Origin of the sequence: Winogradskyella ouciana (assembly GCF_965284585.1) — a bacterium.
In the GTDB taxonomy this organism is placed as follows: domain Bacteria; phylum Bacteroidota; class Bacteroidia; order Flavobacteriales; family Flavobacteriaceae; genus Winogradskyella; species Winogradskyella ouciana.
The window spans coordinates 1,940,403-1,962,930 of record NZ_OZ260095.1 but is presented as its reverse complement, the minus strand read 5'-3'; the positions used below and the strand labels follow the sequence as shown (position 1 = coordinate 1,962,930).

At 35.4% G+C, this 22,528-nt stretch carries 20 protein-coding genes; 12 read left to right on the top strand and 8 right to left on the bottom strand.

The features are described 5' to 3' along the window. Positions 1-41: 41 nt before the first annotated feature. Positions 42-2,096, top strand: a complete 2,055-nt coding sequence (locus ACQ65V_RS08580) for a tetratricopeptide repeat-containing sensor histidine kinase (protein ID WP_430467583.1) — start codon at positions 42-44, stop codon at positions 2,094-2,096. 53 nt (positions 2,097-2,149) lie between these two features. On the opposite strand, the gene ctlX is transcribed toward ACQ65V_RS08580, so the two are convergent. Continuing rightward, positions 2,150-3,082: a citrulline utilization hydrolase CtlX gene (ctlX, locus tag ACQ65V_RS08575; protein ID WP_430467582.1), complete on the bottom strand. Its 933-nt coding sequence runs from the start codon at positions 3,080-3,082 to the stop codon at positions 2,150-2,152. 112 nt (positions 3,083-3,194) lie between these two features. Between ctlX and ACQ65V_RS08570 the strand changes: the two genes are divergently transcribed. Then, entirely contained in the window at positions 3,195-4,946 is a 1,752-nt protein-coding gene (locus ACQ65V_RS08570) for a M14 family metallopeptidase (RefSeq protein ID WP_430467581.1), read from the top strand. A 55-nt stretch (positions 4,947-5,001) separates the two neighbouring features. Here ACQ65V_RS08570 and ACQ65V_RS08565 read toward each other — a convergent pair whose 3' ends face one another. After that, complete coding sequence (locus tag ACQ65V_RS08565) at positions 5,002-6,480, bottom strand: helix-turn-helix domain-containing protein (protein ID WP_430467580.1); 1,479 nt, start codon at positions 6,478-6,480, stop codon at positions 5,002-5,004. Positions 6,481-6,602: 122 nt separating this feature from the next. Between ACQ65V_RS08565 and aceB the strand changes: the two genes are divergently transcribed. Both aceB and ACQ65V_RS08555 read left to right on the top strand, forming a co-directional pair. After that, positions 6,603-8,201: a malate synthase A gene (aceB, locus tag ACQ65V_RS08560; protein WP_430467579.1), complete on the top strand. Its 1,599-nt coding sequence runs from the start codon at positions 6,603-6,605 to the stop codon at positions 8,199-8,201. A 68-nt stretch (positions 8,202-8,269) separates the two neighbouring features. Then, complete coding sequence (locus ACQ65V_RS08555; RefSeq protein WP_430467578.1) at positions 8,270-9,901, top strand: isocitrate lyase; 1,632 nt, start codon at positions 8,270-8,272, stop codon at positions 9,899-9,901. 118 nt (positions 9,902-10,019) lie between these two features. Here the strand turns inward: ACQ65V_RS08555 and ACQ65V_RS08550 are convergent, their stop codons facing one another. Continuing rightward, positions 10,020-10,601, bottom strand: coding sequence for an NUDIX hydrolase (locus tag ACQ65V_RS08550; protein ID WP_430467577.1), 582 nt, complete (start codon positions 10,599-10,601; stop codon positions 10,020-10,022). A gap of 122 nt (positions 10,602-10,723) precedes the next feature. Here ACQ65V_RS08550 and pyrE point away from each other — a divergent pair, with 122 nt between their 5' ends. Further along, positions 10,724-11,368 carry an orotate phosphoribosyltransferase gene (pyrE, locus tag ACQ65V_RS08545; RefSeq protein WP_430467576.1) on the top strand — a complete coding sequence of 215 codons (645 nt, stop codon included), beginning with the start codon at positions 10,724-10,726 and terminating at the stop codon, positions 11,366-11,368. A gap of 117 nt (positions 11,369-11,485) precedes the next feature. Continuing rightward, positions 11,486-11,881, top strand: coding sequence for an SRPBCC family protein (locus tag ACQ65V_RS08540; protein ID WP_430467575.1), 396 nt, complete (start codon positions 11,486-11,488; stop codon positions 11,879-11,881). On the opposite strand, the gene ACQ65V_RS08535 is transcribed toward ACQ65V_RS08540, so the two are convergent. Further along, positions 11,878-12,609, bottom strand: coding sequence for a biotin--[acetyl-CoA-carboxylase] ligase (locus tag ACQ65V_RS08535; RefSeq protein WP_430467574.1), 732 nt, complete (start codon positions 12,607-12,609; stop codon positions 11,878-11,880). The genes ACQ65V_RS08540 and ACQ65V_RS08535 overlap by 4 nt on opposite strands. A gap of 93 nt (positions 12,610-12,702) precedes the next feature. Between ACQ65V_RS08535 and rsfS the strand changes: the two genes are divergently transcribed. The 6 genes from rsfS (at position 12,703) to ACQ65V_RS08505 (ending at position 17,488) form a co-directional block, all read left to right on the top strand. Continuing rightward, entirely contained in the window at positions 12,703-13,074 is a 372-nt protein-coding gene (gene rsfS / locus ACQ65V_RS08530; RefSeq protein ID WP_155089938.1) for a ribosome silencing factor, read from the top strand. Positions 13,075-13,106: 32 nt separating this feature from the next. After that, positions 13,107-15,050, top strand: a complete 1,944-nt coding sequence (gene ftsH, locus ACQ65V_RS08525) for an ATP-dependent zinc metalloprotease FtsH (protein ID WP_430467573.1) — start codon at positions 13,107-13,109, stop codon at positions 15,048-15,050. 102 nt (positions 15,051-15,152) lie between these two features. Continuing rightward, positions 15,153-15,761, top strand: coding sequence for an LUD domain-containing protein (locus ACQ65V_RS08520; RefSeq protein WP_155089940.1), 609 nt, complete (start codon positions 15,153-15,155; stop codon positions 15,759-15,761). Next, positions 15,761-16,582 carry a phosphatidate cytidylyltransferase gene (locus ACQ65V_RS08515; RefSeq protein ID WP_155089941.1) on the top strand — a complete coding sequence of 274 codons (822 nt, stop codon included), beginning with the start codon at positions 15,761-15,763 and terminating at the stop codon, positions 16,580-16,582. The genes ACQ65V_RS08520 and ACQ65V_RS08515 overlap by 1 nt, the downstream gene beginning before the upstream one ends. After that, positions 16,572-17,225, top strand: coding sequence for a phosphatidylserine decarboxylase family protein (locus ACQ65V_RS08510; RefSeq protein WP_155089942.1), 654 nt, complete (start codon positions 16,572-16,574; stop codon positions 17,223-17,225). Before ACQ65V_RS08515 ends, ACQ65V_RS08510 begins: the two co-directional genes overlap by 11 nt. Continuing rightward, positions 17,222-17,488 carry an acyl-CoA-binding protein gene (locus ACQ65V_RS08505; RefSeq protein ID WP_155089943.1) on the top strand — a complete coding sequence of 89 codons (267 nt, stop codon included), beginning with the start codon at positions 17,222-17,224 and terminating at the stop codon, positions 17,486-17,488. The genes ACQ65V_RS08510 and ACQ65V_RS08505 overlap by 4 nt, the downstream gene beginning before the upstream one ends. A gap of 2 nt (positions 17,489-17,490) precedes the next feature. On the opposite strand, the gene ACQ65V_RS08500 is transcribed toward ACQ65V_RS08505, so the two are convergent. The 4 genes from ACQ65V_RS08500 to carA all read right to left on the bottom strand — a co-directional run bounded on the left by ACQ65V_RS08500 (position 17,491) and on the right by carA (position 22,484). Next, positions 17,491-18,402 carry a dimethylarginine dimethylaminohydrolase family protein gene (locus ACQ65V_RS08500; RefSeq protein WP_430467572.1) on the bottom strand — a complete coding sequence of 304 codons (912 nt, stop codon included), beginning with the start codon at positions 18,400-18,402 and terminating at the stop codon, positions 17,491-17,493. Positions 18,403-18,467: 65 nt separating this feature from the next. Next, positions 18,468-19,754 (bottom strand): citrate synthase, encoded by a 1,287-nt coding sequence (locus ACQ65V_RS08495; protein ID WP_155089945.1) that lies wholly within the window; start codon positions 19,752-19,754, stop codon positions 18,468-18,470. Positions 19,755-19,929: 175 nt separating this feature from the next. Continuing rightward, positions 19,930-21,222, bottom strand: coding sequence for a phosphopyruvate hydratase (eno, locus tag ACQ65V_RS08490; protein ID WP_430467571.1), 1,293 nt, complete (start codon positions 21,220-21,222; stop codon positions 19,930-19,932). A gap of 158 nt (positions 21,223-21,380) precedes the next feature. After that, the gene (gene carA, locus ACQ65V_RS08485) at positions 21,381-22,484 is read right to left on the bottom strand and encodes a glutamine-hydrolyzing carbamoyl-phosphate synthase small subunit (protein ID WP_430467570.1); all 1,104 of its coding nucleotides are present in this window, start codon (positions 22,482-22,484) and stop codon (positions 21,381-21,383) included. Positions 22,485-22,528: the final 44 nt, after the last annotated feature.

Here is a 22,528-nt window from a genome sequence, read left to right as displayed (position 1 = left end):
ATACACCAAAACATTGCACTTCGTCTTTCAATCAGGCAAGTATGAAGCAGTTATTGACATTAGCTGCGTGTCTTGTTTCATTCTTCATTTTTTCACAAAATGATAGAATAGACGACCTTACCGTACAATTAGCTTATCAAAAAGCTGATTCTACAAAGGTTGACCTATCGCTAATGCTCATTGATGAACTCTACTCCGTTGAAGACTACAAAAAAGCGTTACTCTACATTAATCAAACTGCTAAACTGTCTGAAAGCTTAAATTATACTAAAGGCTTAGCAGAAAGCACATACTACAGAGCCTTAATCTATACACAGCGTAACGATTACTACAATGCCATTGATAATTACGATAAATCCAGAAAATATTATCTACAAATCAGTGATACTCTAGGCATCGCTAAAGTAAGTAACAGCATTGGACTTATTGAAATAAGGCGCGGTAACTATGGTGTTGGACTTAAAAACTCGCTTTCTGCAATTGACATTTTTGAAAAGCAAGACCTAAAAGATGAACTCAGCTCTGCCTACAACAATTTGGCTGAAGCTTATTTTAAGACAAATCAAATTGATAAGGCAATTGAATTCAATATTAAAGCGCTTGAGGTAAGGGAGCAAATCAATGACCGAAAAGGCATTATAGCATCCACTAAAAATATTGCAGATCTTTATTCTATGCGAAAAGAGCATCGCAAAGCCATTGAGTATTACGAAAAGGTTTTGGATATGCTTAACCCAACAAATGATAAAGACGTTCGTGGCGAAATACTTCCGAAGCTTGGTAGCGAGTACTTACTATTTAAAGAATACGATAAGGCTTCAGACTATTTGGTTGAAGGTTTAAAGTATAACAGAAGGGAAGGCAACCAAGAGGGCATTCTTCGTGCACTTAATGCCATTGGTAATTTAAATCTTCAAAAGAAAAAAGTAAGACTTGCTGAAATTCAACTTAACGAAGCCTACACTATCGCTCAAAAAATTGATAACAAAACTGAGCTATTAGAAAACTATAAGCTACATATTGCTTTAGACTCTACTCGTGGTTATTTTCAGAATGCCTTCTTCTGGCAAAATAAGTATTATGACCTAAAAGAAGAGTTAGCAGAAACCGACCAACCTGTTTTCCCGACAGATGTTGAACCTTTAGATTTAGATGACTCTAACCCAATTGAAGATGACATCAACAATTTTGAAGAAAACAGTACTGATGGCAAAAAGACTTGGCTAGACAACCCTTTGGTTTTATATGGAGCTCTTGCTGCCACGGCACTATTACTTGTATTATTGTTATTCATTTTTATTAAAAACAGAAAACAAAAAGCAACCATAGCAGAACAAAAAGAAAAATTAGCACAAGAGGAAGTTAGAAATGAAGCAATCTTAGAACAGACCCATCATCTTGAGGAAGTCAACCAAGTGAAGGACAAACTCTTCTCAATAGTTTCCCATGACTTAAAGGATTCCATATCATCTATAAAGGCTTTTCTCGATTTACTTAAAGAAGACAGTATATCTAAAGAAGAGTTTAGAGAGCTAATACCTGAGTTGAGTGAAAATGCCAATAATGCGTCTTCACTCTTGTTCAATTTATTAAACTGGTCTAAATCACAAATGCAAAGTTTAGAGCCAAAACCAGAATTGTTTAATATTCAGGAAGTGTTCCACACCAAAATGGCATTGGTAGAACAAAAGGTAGAGGACAAACGCATTGTGCTTATTGATGAATCTCAACGTGACTTTATTTATGCAGATAGAAGCATGGTAGAAATCGTGATTCAGAATTTAATCACTAATGCCGTTAAGTTTAGTAGAACTGGTGATGTTATTACAATTTCAAATCAAGATGTTAATGGCAAAGCCCTTATTTGTGTTGAAGATACAGGTGTAGGTATTTCTAGAGAAAATATCGATAAGCTTTTTAATGCCAATAAAAACTTTACGACCGTTGGTACTAAAAACGAAAAAGGTACTGGACTCGGACTTACAATTGCTAAAGATTTAGTAGAGTTAAACAACGGAAGAATCTGGGTAGAAAGTACTGAAAATGTGGGTAGTAAGTTCTTTATAGAACTTCCAAAGGCGGCTCCAATAGCTTAGTTTATTTATCTACAGTTTTAAATAAATAGAAGCAATTCCAAACTTATAAACGTTTACACCTCCTTAGGCAAAAACACCTCAGCCATCATACAACGCGCACTACCACCTCCACAAGTTTCAATAGTCTCTAATGAACTCGACAAAATCGGACAATGTTTTTCTATTCGATTGATTTGGTCTTTTGTTAAACTCTTGTGTGCAGCTTCACTCATTACCAAATAGCGGCTTTCATTTCCACGTAGTTGTAACATATTGCCCGCAAACTGGTGCATCTGAGCTTCAGTAATAGAAATAATCTCTTTACCATCTTGCTTTAAATGCTTCACTACATTTTTACGTTCTTTTTTATCATCAATACTGTCCAAACAAATCACAGCGAAGTTTTCAGCCAAACACATCATTACATTGGTATGATAAATTGGCAAACGATCATCATCTACAGTTTGGTTGGCGGTAAAAATGACTGGAGTATATTCGAAATCTTCACAGAATTCTATAAACAAATCCTCATCTGCTCGTGGTGACAAAGCACAATAGGCTTTTCTGTTCATACGATCCATTAAGATACTTCCCGTGCCTTCTAAAAAAACACCTTCATCTTCTGCAGACGTGTAATCAATAATATTTTCAATTTTAAACCCTTCTTTTTCGAGTCTCATAAAGACTTCATCTCTGCGTTCACGTCTCCTATTCTCAGCAAACATTGGATATACAGCTACATCACCATTACTATGGAAACTTACCCAGTTATTCGGAAATATAGAGTCTGGAGTATCTCTTAACTTGTCATCTTCTTCAACAATCACATTAATACCAACAGCTCTCAATTTTTCAACAAAAGCATCAAATTCCTCCTGTGCTTTCGTATTGATTTCAGCATTTTTAATATCTAAATCTTCCTGAAAATAGTTGTTGACGGCAGTTTGCTCGTTCATTCTGAAATTAACAGGACGAATCATTAATATGGTATCTGTGGTTTGTTGCATGTATTAAATTTTGAAAGTTTTGCAAAATTAGTGATTTTTCTAATCTGAATTTTATGAAGTTGGTAATTTTTATTCTTAAAATCTGTAAGTTTGAAGCACAATCCTATTCATCATGAAAAAACTTTTAATTCTACTATTATTAATCACTTCTTGTTCAGAAAATAAGGAAAATAAAGTGGATAACCATACGGATATTGACTTTACCACTGTGTTTGAAAAAAGCAAAGGTTTAGAAACGGCAACCTATGACGAAACAATTCAATATTATTCAGATTTGGCGGATAGTTATTCTGAAATTTCAATCCAGGAAATTGGTGAGACCGATTCCGGGAAACCCTTGCACATCGTTACTTTAAACATGAACAATTCTGGTGATGATTTTGAAACGCTGAGAAAAGATAACCGAATTCTGCTTATTAATAATGGTATTCATCCTGGCGAATCTGATGGTATCGATGCTACCATGATGCTCTACAGGGACATTGTGCAAGGCAAGATTGAAGCACCAAAACGTACGATTTTAGTGACCATTCCAATCTATAATGTCGGTGGAAGTCTCAACCGAAATTCAGGTACACGCACCAACCAAAACGGACCAAAAGAATATGGTTTTAGAGGTAATGCACGTAATTATGACCTCAATCGGGATTTTATAAAGTCCGACACTAAAAACGCCAAAACTTTTGCGCAGATTTTCCATTTGGTACAACCCGATGTTTTTATAGACAATCACGTGAGCAATGGTGCCGATTACCAATATATCTTAACCCATTTATTTACGCAGCACAACAAACTAGGCGGAAAATTAGGAGATTATCTACATACCGAAATGATGCCACAATTAGAACAAAAACTCGAAGCAAAATCTTGGGACATCACACCTTACGTTAATGTATTTAACCGCACACCAGAATCTGGCTTCACACAGTTTATGGATTCACCTCGATACTCAACAGGCTACACCACATTGTTTAACACCTTGGGCATGATGGTAGAAACCCACATGCTAAAACCTTACAAGCAACGTGTAGAAGGCACATATGAATTAATGAAAAGCATGTTGGAAATCACGGAAGAGCAAGGTGACAGAATCACCCAACTACGTGCTGAGCAATTCAACACGTGGTCTGCTGGAGATACCTACCCTTTAGCTTGGACTGTTGATACCATACGAGCATCAACCTTAAATTTTAAAGGTTATGAAGGCGAAATGATAGAAAGCGAACTAACTGGTGCACAACGTTTAAAATATGACCGATCAAAACCTTTTACCAAAGAGGTTCCTTATCAAAACTATTTTGTGCCAACCACAGAAGTTAGCATTCCAAAAGCTTATATCATTCCGCAAGGTTGGCATCATGTGATGGATTTATTAGAATTGAATAACGTAGCGTTTACACAGATTGAAGCCGACACCACATTAACCGTAGAATCCTACAAAATAGATATTTACGATACACGTCGCAATGCTTACGAAGGCCACTACCCACATTACAACACCAAAGTAAAATCCTCTGAAGAGAAAATAAGGTTTAGAAAAGGGGATTATATGGTAAGTACAGACCAAAAGGCGATGCGCTACCTGCTCGAAACCTTAGAACCAACGGCTCCAGATTCATTTTTTAATTGGAATTTTTTCGATACCATTTTACAGCAAAAAGAAGGCTTTTCCCCTTATGTTTGGGAAGACAAGGCTAAGCAACTTTTAAGCGCAAATCCAAAACTTCAGATTGAATACAATATTAAAGTGAGCTACAATGAGGATTTTGCCAACAACTGGTTTGCGCAATTAGATTGGATTCATAAGCAGAGTGGTAATTATGAAAAGGCGCATTTGCAGTATCCTGTTTATAGGGTAAACTAAATCAAAACCCTAATATCAGGACAGCTATTTTCCTATTTCGTATTGGTCTTTTATTTTAAGTATTGAACTTTGTCTTCAACTCTTCAACAATCATTTCTATTTCTAAATTCTTTTCGTCTTCTTCTAGAACCATCGGAGGTGCCTGCCTAACTTCACAATTCTCAATAGTACATCGTTCACAAGTAACACCCACTTCTTGCTTAACAATATTTGAGTCTGAGAGGAAGTTAATTTTCCGCTGAAGTTGTTTGTTAATTAGCAAGCCGACACTAATACTACGATAATAATCTTCACTAAATGGATCTTTAGTGGCTGAAGATAATACCAAATACTTTCTACCTTCATTAGTATAATTTGAAATCTGAATATCGAATTGATGATCATTATCATTTGTGCTTATTTCATTTAATACCTGCAAAGACACCCATCGCCTACAGTAATGCTCGTTGCGCTCGTTAGCTCGAGGAGAATGTTGGTGTGACAAATGCAATTCTTTCTTAAGATGAAATCTACCACTATTCACTTTATGTGTGAATCGTAAAAAAAACAAATCCTGAATATTAAATACTTCTGGTAAAATATTGGTCAGTCTTTGATAAAATGATTCAGGCGAAGCATTAAACGCCTTAATAGCCATTAAGAACGACACCCTATCAAATACATCTTTTTCAAATATATCCTCTAAAAGACCAACAATCATCTCTTTAGGAATAGTTAGAGCTCCTGCAAAATAGGAGGCGTAGAAATTATTAAGCACTTGATCAAAAGTGTCAAATTTTATCCATGGAAATGTAAATAATCGTTCCTTAATTCCTAAAAAATTATAAGCTAATTCTTTTGCATAGATAAAGGCGCGTTGTCCCTCGTCAATCTCATTAGTAAGTAACAAGGTTTTTGTTTTAGGTACGTATACTGAGCGTAAATTATCCAAAGCTTTGTACTTACTCAATTCATCGTGTATGATTTTATAATCATATTCCTCTATCAAAATATCTTCTAAATCCTTAGCAGAAATACTATGATTTGTATCTATTTGATAGGCCTCTATAAATTTTGAAACCTGTAATTCTATATCACCAAAATAATTGTTATTCGCTTCTTGAAAAGATCTTACAGAAGCCAAAAAGAAATTCTCGCGAGTAAAATTATAATGTTGTGCAATTTTTATAATCGTACTAATAAATGCATTTACTTTTGCTGGTGCATTGGCAACAATATCTATAAGGTGGCTCTCTTTTATACCAAAAAGCTCCAAAGGAATTTCTTTAAAAATTTTGGAGCGCAATAATTCACCAATCGGAGCAAGGTTTTTGTCCAACTTTAACGACACCATTTGGTCGTAAGGCACATTCAGTTTTTCTGAAAGTGTCACGATTTTATCTGGTTTGGGATATTTTTTGCCATTTTCAATCTCATTGAGATATGATTTTGACAATCCTGAAATCTTGGATAACCCGAACAACGACAGGTTCTTTTCCGTTCTAATCTGCTTTAGTTTTAGCCCAAATATGAGCTTAATGTAATCTTCTTCCATATATAATTCAAAGATAATATAATTTGCGAATAAACTAATTTTTGTGAATTTTATCGTTTTAGCGAACGTTCGCTTGTTTTTTAAAAAACTTTGTTCTAATATTGTTTCAAAATAATTTAGATATGGAACAAACGCTTCTCAAACAAACCAAAATTAACTTCTCTAAAGAAGTGAATAATTATTTTCCCGAAATACTAACCGATGAAGCTCTCGATTTTCTTATTGCGCTTCATGAGAAATTCAATTCAAAAAGATCGGGACTTCTAAAATCCCGAGTTGAGCAACAGATGGTTTTTGATAATAGTGAATTTCCAAAATTTCCACCGGAAACCAAAAACATCAGAGAAAACGACTGGACAGCAGGCGAAATTCCTGCAGATTTACAGGACAGACGTGTGGAAATCACAGGACCTGTGGATAGAAAAATGGTAATTAACGCCTTGAATTCTGGCGCCAAAACTTTTATGGCAGATTTGGAAGATAGCAACGCTCCAACATGGAAAAACACTATTAAAGGTCAGCGAAACCTAAAAGATGCCAATAACAGAACCATCTCATTAACGGATTCCAAACGTGGCAAGTATTATGAGCTCAACGAAAATCCTGCTGTGTTATTGGTTAGGCCAAGAGGTTTGCATCTTGATGAAAAACATATCTTAATAAATGATGAAGTTACTTCTGGCAGCTTGGTGGATTTTGGACTTTATGTGTTTCATAATACCAAAACCTTAATGGAAAAAGGAACGGCTCCGTATTTCTACCTTCCAAAATTAGAGCATTATTTAGAGGCGCGCTGGTGGAACGACGTTTTCAATTTTGCCCAAGAGTATTTGAATGTTCCAATCGGCACATTTAAAACAACCGTTTTGGTTGAAACCATTACAGCGAGTTTTCAGTTAGACGAAATCATTTATGAATTGAAAGACCATATTGTTGGTCTTAATTGCGGACGTTGGGACTATATTTTTTCATACATCAAAAAATTCAGAAACCACGATGGCTTTTTAGTGCCAAATCGCGACCAGGTAACGATGACCACGCCTTTTATGGATGCCTATTCAAAACTTGTGATTCAACGTTGCCACAAACGAGGAATTCTAGCAATTGGTGGCATGGCAGCACAAATTCCGATTAAAAACAATCCAACAGCAAACGCTGAAGCTTTGGAAAAAGTAAGAAAGGACAAAGAACGTGAGGTGAAAAACGGACACGATGGCACTTGGGTGGCGCATCCTGCTTTGGTAGAGGTTGCTATGAATGAATTCAACAAGCATATGCCAACCGCAAATCAATTACATGTCACTCGTGATGATATTTCCGTTACCGAAAAAGATTTGGTCGAACTGCCAAAAGGCACCATTACCGAAGCTGGAATAAGAAAAAACATAAACGTTGGCATTCTTTATACTGAAGCTTGGTTACGTGGCCACGGAGCCGTAGCGCTCTATAATTTAATGGAAGATGCTGCAACGGCTGAAATTTCCAGAACGCAAGTGTGGCAATGGCTTAAAAACGAAGCTAAGCTTGAAGATGGAAGAACGTTTAACATGGCACTTTACAAAACATTGTTTGATGATGAAATTGAAAAAATTATCAAGGAAGTTGGCGAGGGTAATTGCAGTAAAACCAAATTTAAACTGGCATTTGAGCTTTTCAATAAACTGGTAGTTTCAGAAGAATTTGTAGAATTTTTAACGCTTCCTGCGTACAAGCATATATAAAAGCGATCCTGCGATTGCGGACACAATCAACAGGATCTAATTATTAATCAAATAATCATTTCAAAATTATGAAAAATTTATCACAACTCAATTACAGTTCTGCATTGGAAACCATTCAGAATCTTAAAGCAAAGTATGGCGAAACTTGGAACGCTATCAAATCTGAAAATGCTGCCAGAATGGTTGCACAAAACCGTTTTAAAACCGGTCTGGACATTGCGAGATATACAGCTGCAATTATGCGAGAAGACATGGCAGCTTATGATGCAGATTCATCTAACTATACACAATCATTGGGTTGCTGGCACGGGTTTATAGCGCAGCAAAAAATGATTGCCGTTAAAAAGCACCATAAAACCACGAGCAAAAGATACCTATATCTTTCTGGTTGGATGGTTGCTGCACTACGTTCAGAATTTGGACCGTTACCAGATCAATCCATGCATGAAAAAACTGCTGTTTCTGGTCTCATTGCAGAAATCTATGATTTTCTGAGACAAGCTGATGCGATAGAGCTAAACGATTTATTCAGAAGGCAGGAAAATGGCGAAGACGTACAGGATGAAATCGATAATTTTGAAACACACATTGTACCAATAATAGCAGACATTGATGCAGGTTTTGGCAATGAGGAAGCGACGTATTTATTGGCAAAAAAAATGATTCAAGCTGGGGCTTGTGCCATTCAAATTGAAAATCAAGTGTCAGACGCTAAGCAATGTGGCCACCAAGATGGTAAGGTTACCGTACCTCACGAGGATTTTGTTGCCAAATTAAATGCCATTAGATATGCCTTTTTAGAATTGGGTGTAGATGATGGTATCATAGTCGCAAGAACAGATTCCGAAGGTGCAGGTTTAACACAGAAATTACCTGTAAGCAAAGAGCCAGGTGATTTGGCTTCCCAATATTTGGATTTTGTTGAAGCTAAAGAAATTGCTATTGAAGACGCTTATGAAAATGACGTGCTTATAAAAAGAGGCAACAAATTGGTTCGTCCAACACGTTTACCAAATGGCTTGTATAAATTTAAGGAAGGCTCAAATATAGATCGCGTAGTTTTGGATTGTATTACCAGTCTTGAAAATGGTGCCGACTTACTTTGGATTGAAACTCCAACACCAAATGTGAAGCAAATTGCCAATATGGTAAACCGAGTTAGAGCTGTTGTGCCAAATGCAAAATTGGTGTATAACAATTCGCCATCGTTTAATTGGACGCTGAACTTCCGTAAGCAAGCCTATGAAGAAATGGTGGCAGAAGGAGAGAACATGACCGCTTATGATAGAAACAATTTAATGGCTGCAGAATATGATGGTACTGAGTTATGCTATCGCGCAGACCGAAAGATTAAAACATTTCAAAAGGACGGAGCAAGAGAAGCTGGGATTTTCCACCACCTAATTACACTTCCAACGTATCACACTACGGCACTTCACATGAACGATTTAACCAAAGACTATTTTGGCGATGAAGGTATGTTAGCTTATGTAAGAGGTGTTCAAAGACAGGAAATCAGAAAAGGTGTGTCTTGTGTTAAGCACCAAAGAATGGCAGGTTCTGACCTTGGTGATGACCACAAAACATTTTTTGCTGGTGACAAGGCCTTAAAGGCCGGAGGTGAGAAGAACACATCCAACCAATTTAAGTTGAAGCCAGAAAACCAAAAGAAGAAGAAAAAATTAGGTGTGGTTGCCTAGATAAAAATGGCAAATTAATTAATAGTAAGAGGCAAATTATTTTAATCGGTAATTTGCCTTTATTTTACATTCTATATGGAAATCTTGAAAGATTATACCTTTCGTAGAAATCCTAGCTCTACACCAAAACCCGAATATTAGCATAACTATTTTCCAAAGCTTCTTGAGACGCTTTTTCATCTAGCCACTTTACTTTGGTAATGCCTTCGCTTTTTTCTGGTGATAATTTACCTTCAAAACTGGTTTTCATTTCAAACCAATACGTGATTTTTATTTTATGCTTTCCGTTGCGTTTAAAGATGTGGTAAGTGGTTGAGAGTGGTTTTGTTATTTTCAGTCCTTTTACACCTGTCTCCTCTTCTACTTCCCTTATTGCAGTCTCTTCAATGGATTCCTTTCGCTCTGCTTTTCCTTTTGGTAAATCCCATTTCTCGTTTCGGTAAATAAAAAGAACTTCGTTTTTATCATTGTAAACCTTTCCACCACCAGCAACAACGTTTGGCAATAGCTTCAAGAACTTTTTTAAAAGCTTATCAGGGTTTTTATGGATAAGGTGTACAGCCTGCAAGTCCGTATTGTTGAGGGTTTTAATCACCTTGCCTATGTTTACCGATTTTAACAAAAAATTCTTAAAGTCGGTTTCTTGCTTAATTTCTGTAGTTAATATTATAGGCTTATCACCTACATAAATAGTGTGCATGGATTTGGTCCGTTATTACTTTCTACTTGTAAAAATATTATTTTTTAGCGTAATCGCTTAGTCTCAAAAATTAATTTACCATTAAAAAATGTAATACTTGCAAAAATCATTAATTTTGCGCCATGATTTTTAATAAAGAAACCGCTAAAAAAACCGCAGAAGTTTTATTGCAGATTAATGCTATAAAACTACAGCCCAATGATCCGTTCACCTGGGCATCTGGATGGAATTCACCCATTTACTGCGATAACAGAATCGTTTTATCCTATCCTCTTATTAGAAATTACATAAGAGAAACTATGGCTCGAGAAATTGAGGAACTGTATGGTAAGCCAGATGTTATTGCAGGTGTAGCAACAGGAGCAATTGGTATTGGTGCGTTAGTGGCAGACTATCTAAATCTTCCATTTGTATATGTAAGACCAGAAGCTAAAAAACATGGTCGCCAAAACCAAGTTGAAGGCTACCTTGAAAAAGGACAAACCGTTGTAGTGGTTGAGGATTTAATCAGCACAGGAAAAAGTAGCCTCAATGCAGTCGCAGCACTTAACGAAGCAGAGGTAAATGTAAAAGGAATGGTGGCAATTTTTTCTTATGGTTTTGATGTGGCAAAGAAAAATTTTGAAGACGCCAATGTAGAATTACATACGCTGGGCAATTATGAAAATCTGTTAGAACAAGCCCTAGACACGCGTTACATCACTAAAAAACAACAAGACATTTTAGCCCAATGGAATGCCAATCCTAGCGAGTGGAACGCTAATTGATATGCAATATGTGGATTTGTTTAGTTGTGGAATTTTTTAATTGATTTTTAATCATGAACCTTTAACGTAACAAGACAACTTAACGACTAAACAAAAAACGAATAAACATTTTTAAACATGAATTTAGAATCGCCAAAAGTAACCTTAGATAAGTCTCCTGAAGAAACGTTCAACTTTTTGTCTGACGTAAAAAATTTTGAAAGCTTAATGCCAGAAAACATTAGCAAATTTGAAGTTTTGGAAGACGACAAATTTCTCTTCGCCCTAAAAGGAATGCCAGAGATTATCCTTAAAAAAAAGGAAGCTGTTCCTTATAATAAAATTGTTTTAGGTGCTGCCGGCGGAAAATTGGATTTTTCATTAACAGCAGACATTACAAGAGCTGAACAAGATAAAAGCGATGTTCAATTATCATTTAATGGTGAATTTAATGCCATGATGGCCATGATGATAAAAGGACCAATCAGCAAGTTTATTGAAACTCTTGTCACCAATATGAAAACTGCTGTTTAGTAAAGCAGTGTCAGTTCCTTTAGATCAAAGGTTTTTATAATTTCATCTTCTGTCCAAACTTTTAGTTTTCCAGATTTGTTAACCCCTTTTATAATGCCAGAGAAGGTTTCATCCTTTGAGGTACTAAAGGTTGACGGCTTATCTTTTCTGAATAGCAATGCTTCATATTCAGACTTTAATTGCTCGAATTGTTGAGATTCCAAAAGTTTAAAATAAAATTGAAGCTCCTTTAAAATTTTTGATAAAACTTCGTCTTTATTGTAGAGAACTCCTGTTAATAAGCTCATTGATGAAGCTTGTGGTAAGTTGTCAAAAAACTTCTGGTTGACATTCAGTCCAAAACCAATGACAGACCCTTGAAACTTGTTATGTTTAATGACGTTTTCTATCAGAATCCCACATATTTTTTTATCTGCTGACAAAATGTCGTTAGGCCATTTAATACTAATTTTAGGGATTTGAAAGGTTTTAAGCACCTTACAAATCGCCAATGAAACCACCATACTAATGTAAAACTGATTGCTAACCTTAAACCCTATCATTTTCTTAAACACACTAGCTGTAAGGTTTTTACCGCTTTCCGTTTGCCATATTGTACCCATTTGCCCTCGTCCTTCAGTCTGGTGCTCCGCGACTACAACTGTGTAATCCTTAGGCAAAGCAACCGATGCCATAGTCTTTAGATGCGAGTTTGTTGAGTCAATGGCATCAAGTTTGATAATATACATTTAAACAGCGTTTTATTTTATAGTTTTCTTATGACAATTAGGGCTTACAAGAACTAAAAAAATAATAACTTTGCATAAATTTAATTCAATTTAATGACGAAAGAAAAAACCAGTGCAGACCAACTCATTACAACAATCATTGGAGGAATAGAAGAGGTTAAAGGAAAAGAAATTACAATTTTAGATTTAAGAGATATTGAAAATACGGTTTGCGATTATTTTATAGTTTGTGAAGGTACTTCTAATACACAAGTAAACGCTATCGTCAACTCCATACAAAAACAAGTTAGTAAAACCCTTAAGGATAAACCTTGGCATATTGAAGGTACAGATAATGCCGAGTGGGTTTTAATGGACTATGTTAATGTGGTTGTACATGTGTTTCAAAAGCATATTAGAGAGTACTATGACATTGAAAGTCTTTGGGGAGACGCTAAAATGACGCAAATAGAAACAAGTTACTAAATTAAACAGATGACCGCATTTGCGGAAACAAGATGGCAAAAGACAATAAAAATCCAAATAAAAAACCTAAAGTAAATCCGTATTGGATATATGGCGTTATCATTGCTGTATTCTTATCCATACAATTATTTTCTGGCGGTTTTGGCAGTTCTACAGGAATACAAACCACTCCTTCTCAATTCTTACAATACCTAGAGAATGGTGATGTTGAAAAAGTTGAAATAGTTAATAAACGAGAAGCAAGAGTTTACTTAACCAAAGAAGCACAAGAGCAAGAAGTACATAAAAAATCGAAGCCAAAATCCATTTTGCCTTCAATGACTCCTGTCCCAAACTACAAATTTGAGTTTGGTGATCTTCAAAATTTTGAGAAAGATATACGTGAGATTAAGGAACAGAATAATTTAGATACTGAGGTTAAGTATGAAACCGAACAAAATGTTTGGGGAGATTTCTTATTGACCTTACTACCATTTATTTTAATAATTGGTGTTTGGATCTTCATTATGCGTCGTATGTCCTCTGGTGGCGGAGGTGGTGCTGGTGGACAGATTTTCAATATCGGAAAATCTAAAGCCAAGCTATTCGATGAAAAATCAGATACTAAAACATCATTTAAGGATGTTGCTGGTTTAGAAGGGGCAAAAGAGGAAGTTCAAGAAATTGTTGATTTCTTAAAATTCCCAGAAAAATATACAGCTTTAGGTGGTAAAATACCAAAAGGAGCATTGCTTGTAGGACCTCCAGGAACTGGTAAAACCTTATTAGCAAAGGCTGTAGCAGGTGAAGCCAAAGTACCATTCTTCTCTTTATCAGGTTCTGATTTTGTGGAGATGTTTGTAGGTGTAGGTGCATCTCGTGTAAGAGATTTATTTAAACAAGCGAAGGAAAAATCACCTTCTATCATATTCATTGACGAAATTGATGCTATTGGTAGAGCTAGAGGTAAAAACAACTTTTCTGGTTCTAACGATGAACGTGAAAACACCTTGAATCAGCTATTAACCGAAATGGATGGTTTTGGTACAAACACCAATGTTATTGTACTTGCCGCAACCAATAGAGCTGATGTATTAGATAGTGCCTTAATGCGTGCTGGTCGTTTTGATAGACAGATTTATGTAGATCTACCAGATGTAAGAGAGCGTAAAGAAATTTTTGAGGTTCACTTACGTCCACTTAAAAAAGAAGAAACTTTAGATATTGACTTCTTGGCAAAACAAACTCCAGGTTTTTCTGGTGCGGATATCGCCAATGTTTGTAATGAAGCCGCTTTGATTGCAGCTAGAAAGGGCAAAAAAGCAGTAAATAAACAAGATTTCTTGGATGCTGTTGATAGAATTATCGGTGGTTTAGAGAAGAAGAACAAAATTATAACTCCAGATGAAAAACGTGCAGTTGCATTCCATGAAGCTGGTCATGCTACAGTAAGTTGGATGTTAGAGCATGCTGCTCCTTTGGTAAAAGTAACCATTGTTCCTAGAGGGCGTTCCCTTGGAGCTGCTTGGTATTTACCTGAAGAACGCTTAATTGTTCGTCCTGAGCAAATGTTGGACGAAATGTGTGCTGCTTTAGGTGGTAGAGCTGCTGAGAAAGTTATTTTTGACAAAATCTCTACTGGTGCATTAAGCGATTTAGAAAAAGTAACCAAACAAGCTAGAGCTATGGTTACTATATATGGTCTTAGTGACAAGGTAGGAAACCTAACCTATTATGACTCATCTGGTCAATCTGAATATGGATTCACAAAACCTTACAGTGAACAAACAGCTGAGCTTATTGATAAAGAGATTTCAGATATCATAGAAGAGCAGTATGAACGTGCTATAAAACTCTTAGAAGCAAATAAAGATAAGCTTACCGAACTTGCTGAAGTTCTTCTAGATAAAGAGGTGATATTCAAGGATAACCTCGAAAAAATCTTCGGAAAACGTGCTTTTGATAAGGAAGAAACGATTATAGAAGAAGAAGAGTAATAGCTCTACAGACTTATAAAAAACTTAAATTGACTTAATGTTAGTTTAAGTTTTTTTATATTTGATAAATGCACTAATTACAAGATTAATAGCAACAATTGAATGAGCTTATTTCGTAAACTCTTCGGAAAAAAATCTGATCAGTCCGAAGAACAAATACCAAATCAAGAGCGTGGCAAATATATGCCTGAAGTTAAGTTGCCTGCTGATGAACGTTTTACCATAAACTTTAAAGCAAACGGCGGAAAATTCTTGTATTGCGAAAACATGAAAGAAGTAAAGGATAGCTTCAATTCTATTTTGGATGAAAACCAATGGCACAATGACAAGGTTTTTCTAATTGATGAGCGTTTGTCATCTTTGTTTAAGGACTTTAATCTTAATACTACTAAGAAGGTTTCTGAAAGTTCTTATTTCTTATCTACCTGTGAGTATCTTATTTCAGATGATGGTTCGTTATTAATTTCCTCAAATCAAATTGCTGAGAAAAAGCTTAAAGAATTACCTGAGCACTTTATTATTTATGCGACCACAAGTCAGTTTGTAGAAAATATTGGTGAGGGTTTAAAAGGTATAAAGGAAAAAAGCAAAACTTCTATTCCTACAAATATCACAACGATAAAGCATTTTAAAACTGCCGATGATAAAGACTTTCTTACTTATGGTAGTAGTGCTAAGGATCTATACCTGATATTATTAGAAGATTTATAATGAAAGAACTATCCATTAGAGCTATTTCTGGTGCTATATATGTTTTATTACTTATTGGGTCACTATATTTTCAGACAGGACTCATCATTCTACTCGCAGTTTTCGGTATATTAAGTTTAGTAGAGTTTAGCAAATTGATTAAACTAAACGCCAATGTTCAATATATCATATTCATATTCCTGTATTTTTTATTTTGGCACATCTGCGTGTATCAAACTGATTTTATAGGGAGCGGTGAAGCCATCAATATTTTACTTGTAGTAACTATATTTGTTAACCTCATTCTTTTAAAAGACTTATTCACCTTTAAGAAAATACCACTTTTTGAGACCAAGCGCTACATTACTACCACGTTTTACTTAAGTAGTGGTTTTATTTTTATGTTGCTGATTGCCAACTTTCAAAATGTATTTACGCCATTGCTGTTATTGGGTGCATTCATTTTAGTTTGGGTAAATGATAGTGCCGCTTATTTAATTGGTAAAAATTTTGGAAAGCAGAAATTGTTTCCAAGAATCTCCCCAAAAAAGACCGTTGAAGGATTTTTAGGAGGACTATTTTTTGCTTGCATAGCGAGTTATTTTATAGCACTATATACTGAGGCTCTAAATTCCACACATTGGTTGGTCCTAGCGATAATAGTTAGTGTTTTTGGTACGTTTGGTGATTTAATTGAATCTAAGTTTAAGCGTCAGGCTGGCGTTAAGGACAGTGGAGTGATTATGCCAGGACATGGCGGACTCATGGATCGCTTAGATAGTCTTATCTTTGCATCGCCATTTATCTATTTATTTTTAAGAATTGTAAGTTATGTTTCATAAAGAAGGTCATAAAATAATATTTTTCACACTTGTAATCGTCGTTGGTTCATTTTTTTTGATTGATGAATTCATTACAAACGAATGGTTGAGAACGGGTTTAATGATTGCCATCCTGATATTCTTTATTTTAATTCTTCAATTTTTTAGAAACCCTAAACGACATACACATGCTGATGAAAAACACGCTTTATCACCAGTAGATGGAAAAGTTGTGGTTATTGAAGAGGTAATGGAGAATGAAGTTTTTAAGGACAAACGCATTCAGGTGTCTGTTTTTATGTCGCCTATTAATGTTCATGTTACTAGATATCCAATCAGCGGAAATATCACTTATAGCAAGTATCATCCAGGAAAGTATTTAGTTGCTTGGCACCCTAAGGCAAGTGAAGAAAATGAACGTACAACTGTGGTTGTAGAGAACGATGGATTTGGTAAAGTGCTTTACAGGCAAATTGCTGGAGCAATGGCAAAGCGCATTGTAAATTATGCCATAAAAGATTCTACTGCTATTCAAGGGGCGGATTCAGGGTTTATAAAGTTTGGGTCTAGAGTAGATTTATTTTTACCTTTAGATGCTGAGATAAAGGTAAAACTCAACCAAAAAGTACGAGGAGGAGAAAGTATCATTGCAGAAATGAAATGACATCAGAAGAATTAAATATAGAATTTGAAGCAGCTGTAGAGCGTATCAATGCTCATACAGAACCTTTTCCTGCAGATTTTTTACTTCGTCTGTATGCCTATTATAAAAAAGCTACTAATGATTATGGAAGACCTAGTAGTCGTAAACCCATAATAAATGCCTTTAAGACCAATGCATTATTTCAAGTGCAAGATATTACTGAAGATGAGGCCAAACAAGAGTATATAGATCTTGTTAATAATTACTTCTTATATAGAAAGTAAATCTAATCCCTTATTAAAGGTAACGTTGAACAACGTAATAAACCCTCTTGCTTAGCGATTTCTGCATAAGGGACCTCCTCAACCGTGAAGCCATTATCTCTTAGCCAAGTATTAAGTCGTGTAAAATTTCTTTCAGAAATTACCACATCTTCCGAAATGGAGAATACATTACTGTTCATATTGTACATTTCTTCTTTTGTGATTTCGAATACGTTTTCTTTTCCGAAAAAATTAACCAACCACTCATACTCGCTTTCTACTAAAAACCCGTTTTTATGAAGTATCGCTTTATCCTTTCCGATGGGTTGGAAACAACAATCTAAATGCAGTGCATTTTCTTTAGCAACAGTATTTGATTTTCTTAACTCAAAAGATTTTACGGTCTTGTGAGGAAACAATTCTTGAATAGCCTTTACTGCTTCAATATTGGTACGAGCTGTGATATAATCTGGATAATTGGCACCTGTATAAGTACCAATAAAGATATAATCATTCCAAGGCATAACATCTCCTCCTTCTACATGGCACTCTTCTGGTAGGATAATAACTTTATCCTTATCAATCTGCTCTATAACATGTTGAATGGCTTGATACTCTCCTTCTCTATCTGGTAAAATATTAGCCTTAATAAATTTGTCTTCTATAACAAAAGCAATATCCCTTGAAAATATCTGGTTATAATCTTCAATTACTTTTGGTCTGTAAACCTTAACGTTATATTTTTCAAAAACTTTAGCGACGGCTTCCATTTCTTTGACCATATCAGCTTCTTTGGGATAAGTCCCTGCTTTTATATGTTCAACAGATTTTGGGTCGTAAGCTTCTTCTATTGATGGAATTGGACCAACGCTTTTGGCCGTCCCTAAAACAACAGCTCTAAGTCTTGAAGTTTCGTTTTTTATATTCAATTTCATAGGTAACGAAAATACAAAAAGCTCCATAAATATATGAAGCTTCTTATTATTCTTAATCTAGAAATTTATCTTTTATCGATAGACTTAAATTCTCTAGAGGTTTCACCAATATACAATTGTCTTGGGCGACCTATTGGCTCGTTACGCATACGCATTTCTCGCCATTGAGCTATCCATCCTGGAAGTCGGCCAAGCGCAAACATTACCGTAAACATCTCTACAGGAATTCCCATAGCTCTATAAATTATCCCTGAATAGAAATCTACGTTAGGATAAAGTTTTCTATCCACAAAGTACGGATCCTTTAACGCTTCTTGCTCAAGACCTTTGGCGATATCCAAAATCGGGTCCTCAACACCTAAATCACCTAATACTTCATCTGCAGCCACTTTAATAATTTTGGCTCTTGGATCGAAGTTTTTATACACACGGTGACCAAAGCCCATTAAACGGAAAGGATCGTTTTTGTCCTTAGCCTTGGCCATATATTTCTTAGTATCACCACCATCTTCTTTAATGGCTTCAAGCATTTCTAATACCGCTTGGTTTGCTCCACCATGTAATGGTCCCCAAAGTGCCGATATACCTGAAGCAAGAGATACAAATAAACCTGCATGAGATGAACCAGCTATTCTTACAGTAGATGTTGAACAATTTTGCTCATGGTCTGCGTGAAGTATTAGTAACTTATCCAACGCATTCACCAAAATAGGATTTTGTTCATATTCACTATTTGGGCTCTTAAACATCATTTTAAGAACATTCTCTACATAACCCAAATTTTTGTCACCATAGTCTAACGGTAATCCTTGCTTTTTACGCATGGTCCATGCCACAAGTATTGGAAATTTTGCCAATATCCTTACAATGGCATTGTACATCGCCTCCTCTGATTTTACATCAACCGAAGACGGGTAAAATGCAGTCAATGCACTTGTTAATGACGATAATACTCCCATTGGGTGAGCCGACTTTGGAAACGCATCCAAAATCTTTTTAATATCATCATCTACAACAGATCTTTCCTTTATGTCAGCTTCGAATTTGTTTAATTGCTCATGGGTAGGTAATTCACCAAAAATCAAAAGATAAGCCACTTCTAAGAAATCTGCTTTTTCAGCGAGTTCTTCAATAGAATACCCTCTATACCTTAAAATACCTTTTTCACCATCTAAAAACGTAATGGCGCTTTCGCAACTTCCTGTGTTTTTATAACCAGGGTCTATAGTAATAACACCTCCGGTTGCATTTCTCAAGGTTTTAATATCAATGGCAACTTCGTTTTCTGTACCAACTTTAATTGGAAATTCGTACTTGTCACCATTAATTTCTAAGGTCGCTTTATCTGACATATGTATTTGTGTATTTTGTAATTTTTAAAGGATTGTAAAATTACGAAATATCAAGTGATTTTGGAAGTAGAATTATAATCGTTTTAACAATTGAAGTATTTGGTTTTTCTATAGAAAACAAAAGCGATTATCCTTCGATAATCGCTTTTTATAATTTAATTAGTGGTTTTTAAATTTATTTCACCTTAAACGCATTTTCCTGAGGAAAATAAGCTACATCACCCAATTCTTCTTCAATACGTAATAACTGGTTGTATTTTGCCATACGATCACTACGAGAAGCAGAACCTGTTTTAATCTGTCCTGTATTTAATGCTACTGCCAAATCTGCAATGGTATTGTCTTCTGTTTCACCAGATCTATGCGACATTACAGATGTATAGCCTGCATTGTGTGCCATATTCACTGCCGAAATGGTTTCAGTCAATGTACCTATTTGATTTACTTTAATTAATATGGAATTAGCTATGCCATTTTCAATACCTCGCGATAAACGCTCTACATTTGTCACGAACAAATCATCACCAACCAATTGTACTTTGTCTCCTATTTTTTCTGTCAATAACTTCCAACCGTCCCAATCATTTTCATCCATACCATCTTCAATTGATATAATTGGGTATTTTGAAGCAAGTTCAGCTAAGTACTCAGCTTGTTCTGCTGATGTTCTTACTTTACCTGAATCTCCTTCAAATTTAGTATAGTCATATTTTCCATCTACAAAAAACTCAGCTGCCGCACAGTCTAGTGCAATTTTAATATCGTCGCCAAAGGTGTATCCTGCTTTTTCAACAGCAACTTTAATGGAATCCAATGCATCTTCAGTTCCTCCTTCCAAGTTTGGTGCAAAACCGCCTTCATCTCCAACAGCAGTACTCAGACCTCTATCGTGCAATACTTTTTTAAGGTTGTGGAAAATCTCTGTTCCCATCTGCATAGCATGTGTAAAGTTTTTTGCTTTAACAGGCATCACCATAAATTCTTGAAACGCAATTGGCGCATCACTATGTGAACCTCCATTGATAATGTTCATCATTGGTAACGGTAAAGTATTTGCCGAAACACCGCCAACATATCTATATAATGGCATATTTAATTCATTTGCTGCTGCTTTGGCAACTGCTAAAGACACTCCCAAAATAGCGTTGGCACCTAAAATAGATTTGTTTGGTGTACCATCTAATTTTATCATTAGATTATCTATGGCATTTTGCTCAAACACAGAAACTCCCATAAGTTCTTGAGCTAAAATCGTATTAACATTTTCCACTGCTTTAGACACGCCTTTGCCCATATAAGCATCGCCTCCATCTCTTAATTCAACAGCTTCATGTTCACCTGTAGAAGCACCAGAAGGTACTGCTGCACGTCCCATAATTCCATTTTCAGTTACAACATCTACCTCTACGGTTGGGTTTCCTCTTGAATCTAAAATTTGTCTTGCGTGTACATTAATTATAATGCTCATTATGTTTAGTTTAAGTTATTTTAATTTTGAAAATCAAATTTACAAAATAGTTAACCTAATTAATATCTCTTGATATTAGAATTGCATTAAATCTTAACTATAATGTTTTCGTAAAACAAAATTGGCAATGAACTTTAGGTTTCATTGCCAATTTGATATTAGTTATTTTTTATATTTTCAATAAACTGATCAAATAAATACCCTGAATCATTTGGTCCAGGGCTTGCTTCTGGGTGGTATTGTACTGAGAAACAGTTTTTGTCTTTTATCTTAATACCTGCTACTGTATCATCATTTAGATGTACATGCGTAATTTCTACATCACTATTAGCTTCTGTTTCTTCTCTGTTGATAGCAAAACCATGGTTCTGAGACGTAATTTCACCTTTACCGGTTATTAGGTTTTTAACCGGATGATTAATACCTCTATGGCCATTATGCATTTTATAGGTTGAAATACCATTTGCCAAAGCTATAACCTGATGTCCTAAACAGATACCAAACAAAGGTTTGTTTTTAGATATAATTTCCTTTGCCACAGCTTGAGCTTCAACCAACGGCTCTGGATCACCAGGTCCATTTGATAAGAAATAACCGTCTGGATTAAAAGCCTCTAAATCTTCAAACTTTGAATTGTAAGGAAACACTTTAATATAAGCGTCTCGCTTTGCTAAGTTTCTAAGAATGTTCTTTTTTATACCAATATCTAAAGCGGCAATTTTGTAGGTCGCATTTTCATCTCCAAAATAATAAGGCTCTTTAGTTGATACCTTAGAAGCTAATTCTAGACCTTTCATCTCTGGCTGCTCAGCCAATTGTTTCTTTAGCCCATCTATATTATCCACCTCTGTAGAAATAACAGCATTCATGGCTCCATGATCTCTAATATAACTTACCAAAGCTCTTGTATCGACATCTGCAATAGCTAAAGTATTATGCTTTTCGAAGTAATCTTCTAACGCGGCATCGCCTGCAGGTCTCGAATATTCAAAACTGAAATTTTTACAAATCAATCCAGCAATTTTTACTGTATCCGATTCATTCTCATCTTCTTTAGTACCATAATTACCAATATGGGCATTTGTGGTGACCATTAACTGCCCATAATAAGAAGGGTCAGTGAAAATTTCCTGATAACCTGTAGTACCAGTATTAAAACATACTTCACCAAATGCCGTACCTTCTTTTCCTATGGATTTTCCGTAGAAAATTGTGCCGTCAGCTAATAGAATAAGGGCTTTTTTTCTTTGTGTATATTTCATGTGTTGTATTATTGTTTTTTAAGCTATGCCTTGTTTTAGTCTCT

Bases quoted from the DNA above. Each gene is read 5' to 3' on its own strand.
- carA (WP_430467570.1), bottom strand. From the start codon at position 22,484: ATGAAATATACACAAAGAAAAAAAGCCCTTATTCTATTAGCTGACGGC.
- pyrE (WP_430467576.1), top strand. From the start codon at position 10,724: ATGATTTTTAATAAAGAAACCGCTAAAAAAACCGCAGAAGTTTTATTG.
- ACQ65V_RS08505 (WP_155089943.1), top strand. From the start codon at position 17,222: ATGACATCAGAAGAATTAAATATAGAATTTGAAGCAGCTGTAGAGCGT.
- ACQ65V_RS08580 (WP_430467583.1), top strand. From the start codon at position 42: ATGAAGCAGTTATTGACATTAGCTGCGTGTCTTGTTTCATTCTTCATT.
- ACQ65V_RS08510 (WP_155089942.1), top strand. From the start codon at position 16,572: ATGTTTCATAAAGAAGGTCATAAAATAATATTTTTCACACTTGTAATC.
- eno (WP_430467571.1), bottom strand. From the start codon at position 21,222: ATGAGCATTATAATTAATGTACACGCAAGACAAATTTTAGATTCAAGA.
- ACQ65V_RS08515 (WP_155089941.1), top strand. From the start codon at position 15,761: ATGAAAGAACTATCCATTAGAGCTATTTCTGGTGCTATATATGTTTTA.
- aceB (WP_430467579.1), top strand. From the start codon at position 6,603: ATGGAACAAACGCTTCTCAAACAAACCAAAATTAACTTCTCTAAAGAA.
- ACQ65V_RS08500 (WP_430467572.1), bottom strand. From the start codon at position 18,402: ATGAAATTGAATATAAAAAACGAAACTTCAAGACTTAGAGCTGTTGTT.
- ACQ65V_RS08555 (WP_430467578.1), top strand. From the start codon at position 8,270: ATGAAAAATTTATCACAACTCAATTACAGTTCTGCATTGGAAACCATT.
- ACQ65V_RS08540 (WP_430467575.1), top strand. From the start codon at position 11,486: ATGAATTTAGAATCGCCAAAAGTAACCTTAGATAAGTCTCCTGAAGAA.
- ctlX (WP_430467582.1), bottom strand. From the start codon at position 3,082: ATGCAACAAACCACAGATACCATATTAATGATTCGTCCTGTTAATTTC.
- ACQ65V_RS08565 (WP_430467580.1), bottom strand. From the start codon at position 6,480: ATGGAAGAAGATTACATTAAGCTCATATTTGGGCTAAAACTAAAGCAG.
- ACQ65V_RS08495 (WP_155089945.1), bottom strand. From the start codon at position 19,754: ATGTCAGATAAAGCGACCTTAGAAATTAATGGTGACAAGTACGAATTT.
- ftsH (WP_430467573.1), top strand. From the start codon at position 13,107: ATGGCAAAAGACAATAAAAATCCAAATAAAAAACCTAAAGTAAATCCG.
- rsfS (WP_155089938.1), top strand. From the start codon at position 12,703: ATGACGAAAGAAAAAACCAGTGCAGACCAACTCATTACAACAATCATT.
- ACQ65V_RS08535 (WP_430467574.1), bottom strand. From the start codon at position 12,609: ATGTATATTATCAAACTTGATGCCATTGACTCAACAAACTCGCATCTA.
- ACQ65V_RS08520 (WP_155089940.1), top strand. From the start codon at position 15,153: ATGAGCTTATTTCGTAAACTCTTCGGAAAAAAATCTGATCAGTCCGAA.
- ACQ65V_RS08550 (WP_430467577.1), bottom strand. From the start codon at position 10,601: ATGCACACTATTTATGTAGGTGATAAGCCTATAATATTAACTACAGAA.
- ACQ65V_RS08570 (WP_430467581.1), top strand. From the start codon at position 3,195: ATGAAAAAACTTTTAATTCTACTATTATTAATCACTTCTTGTTCAGAA.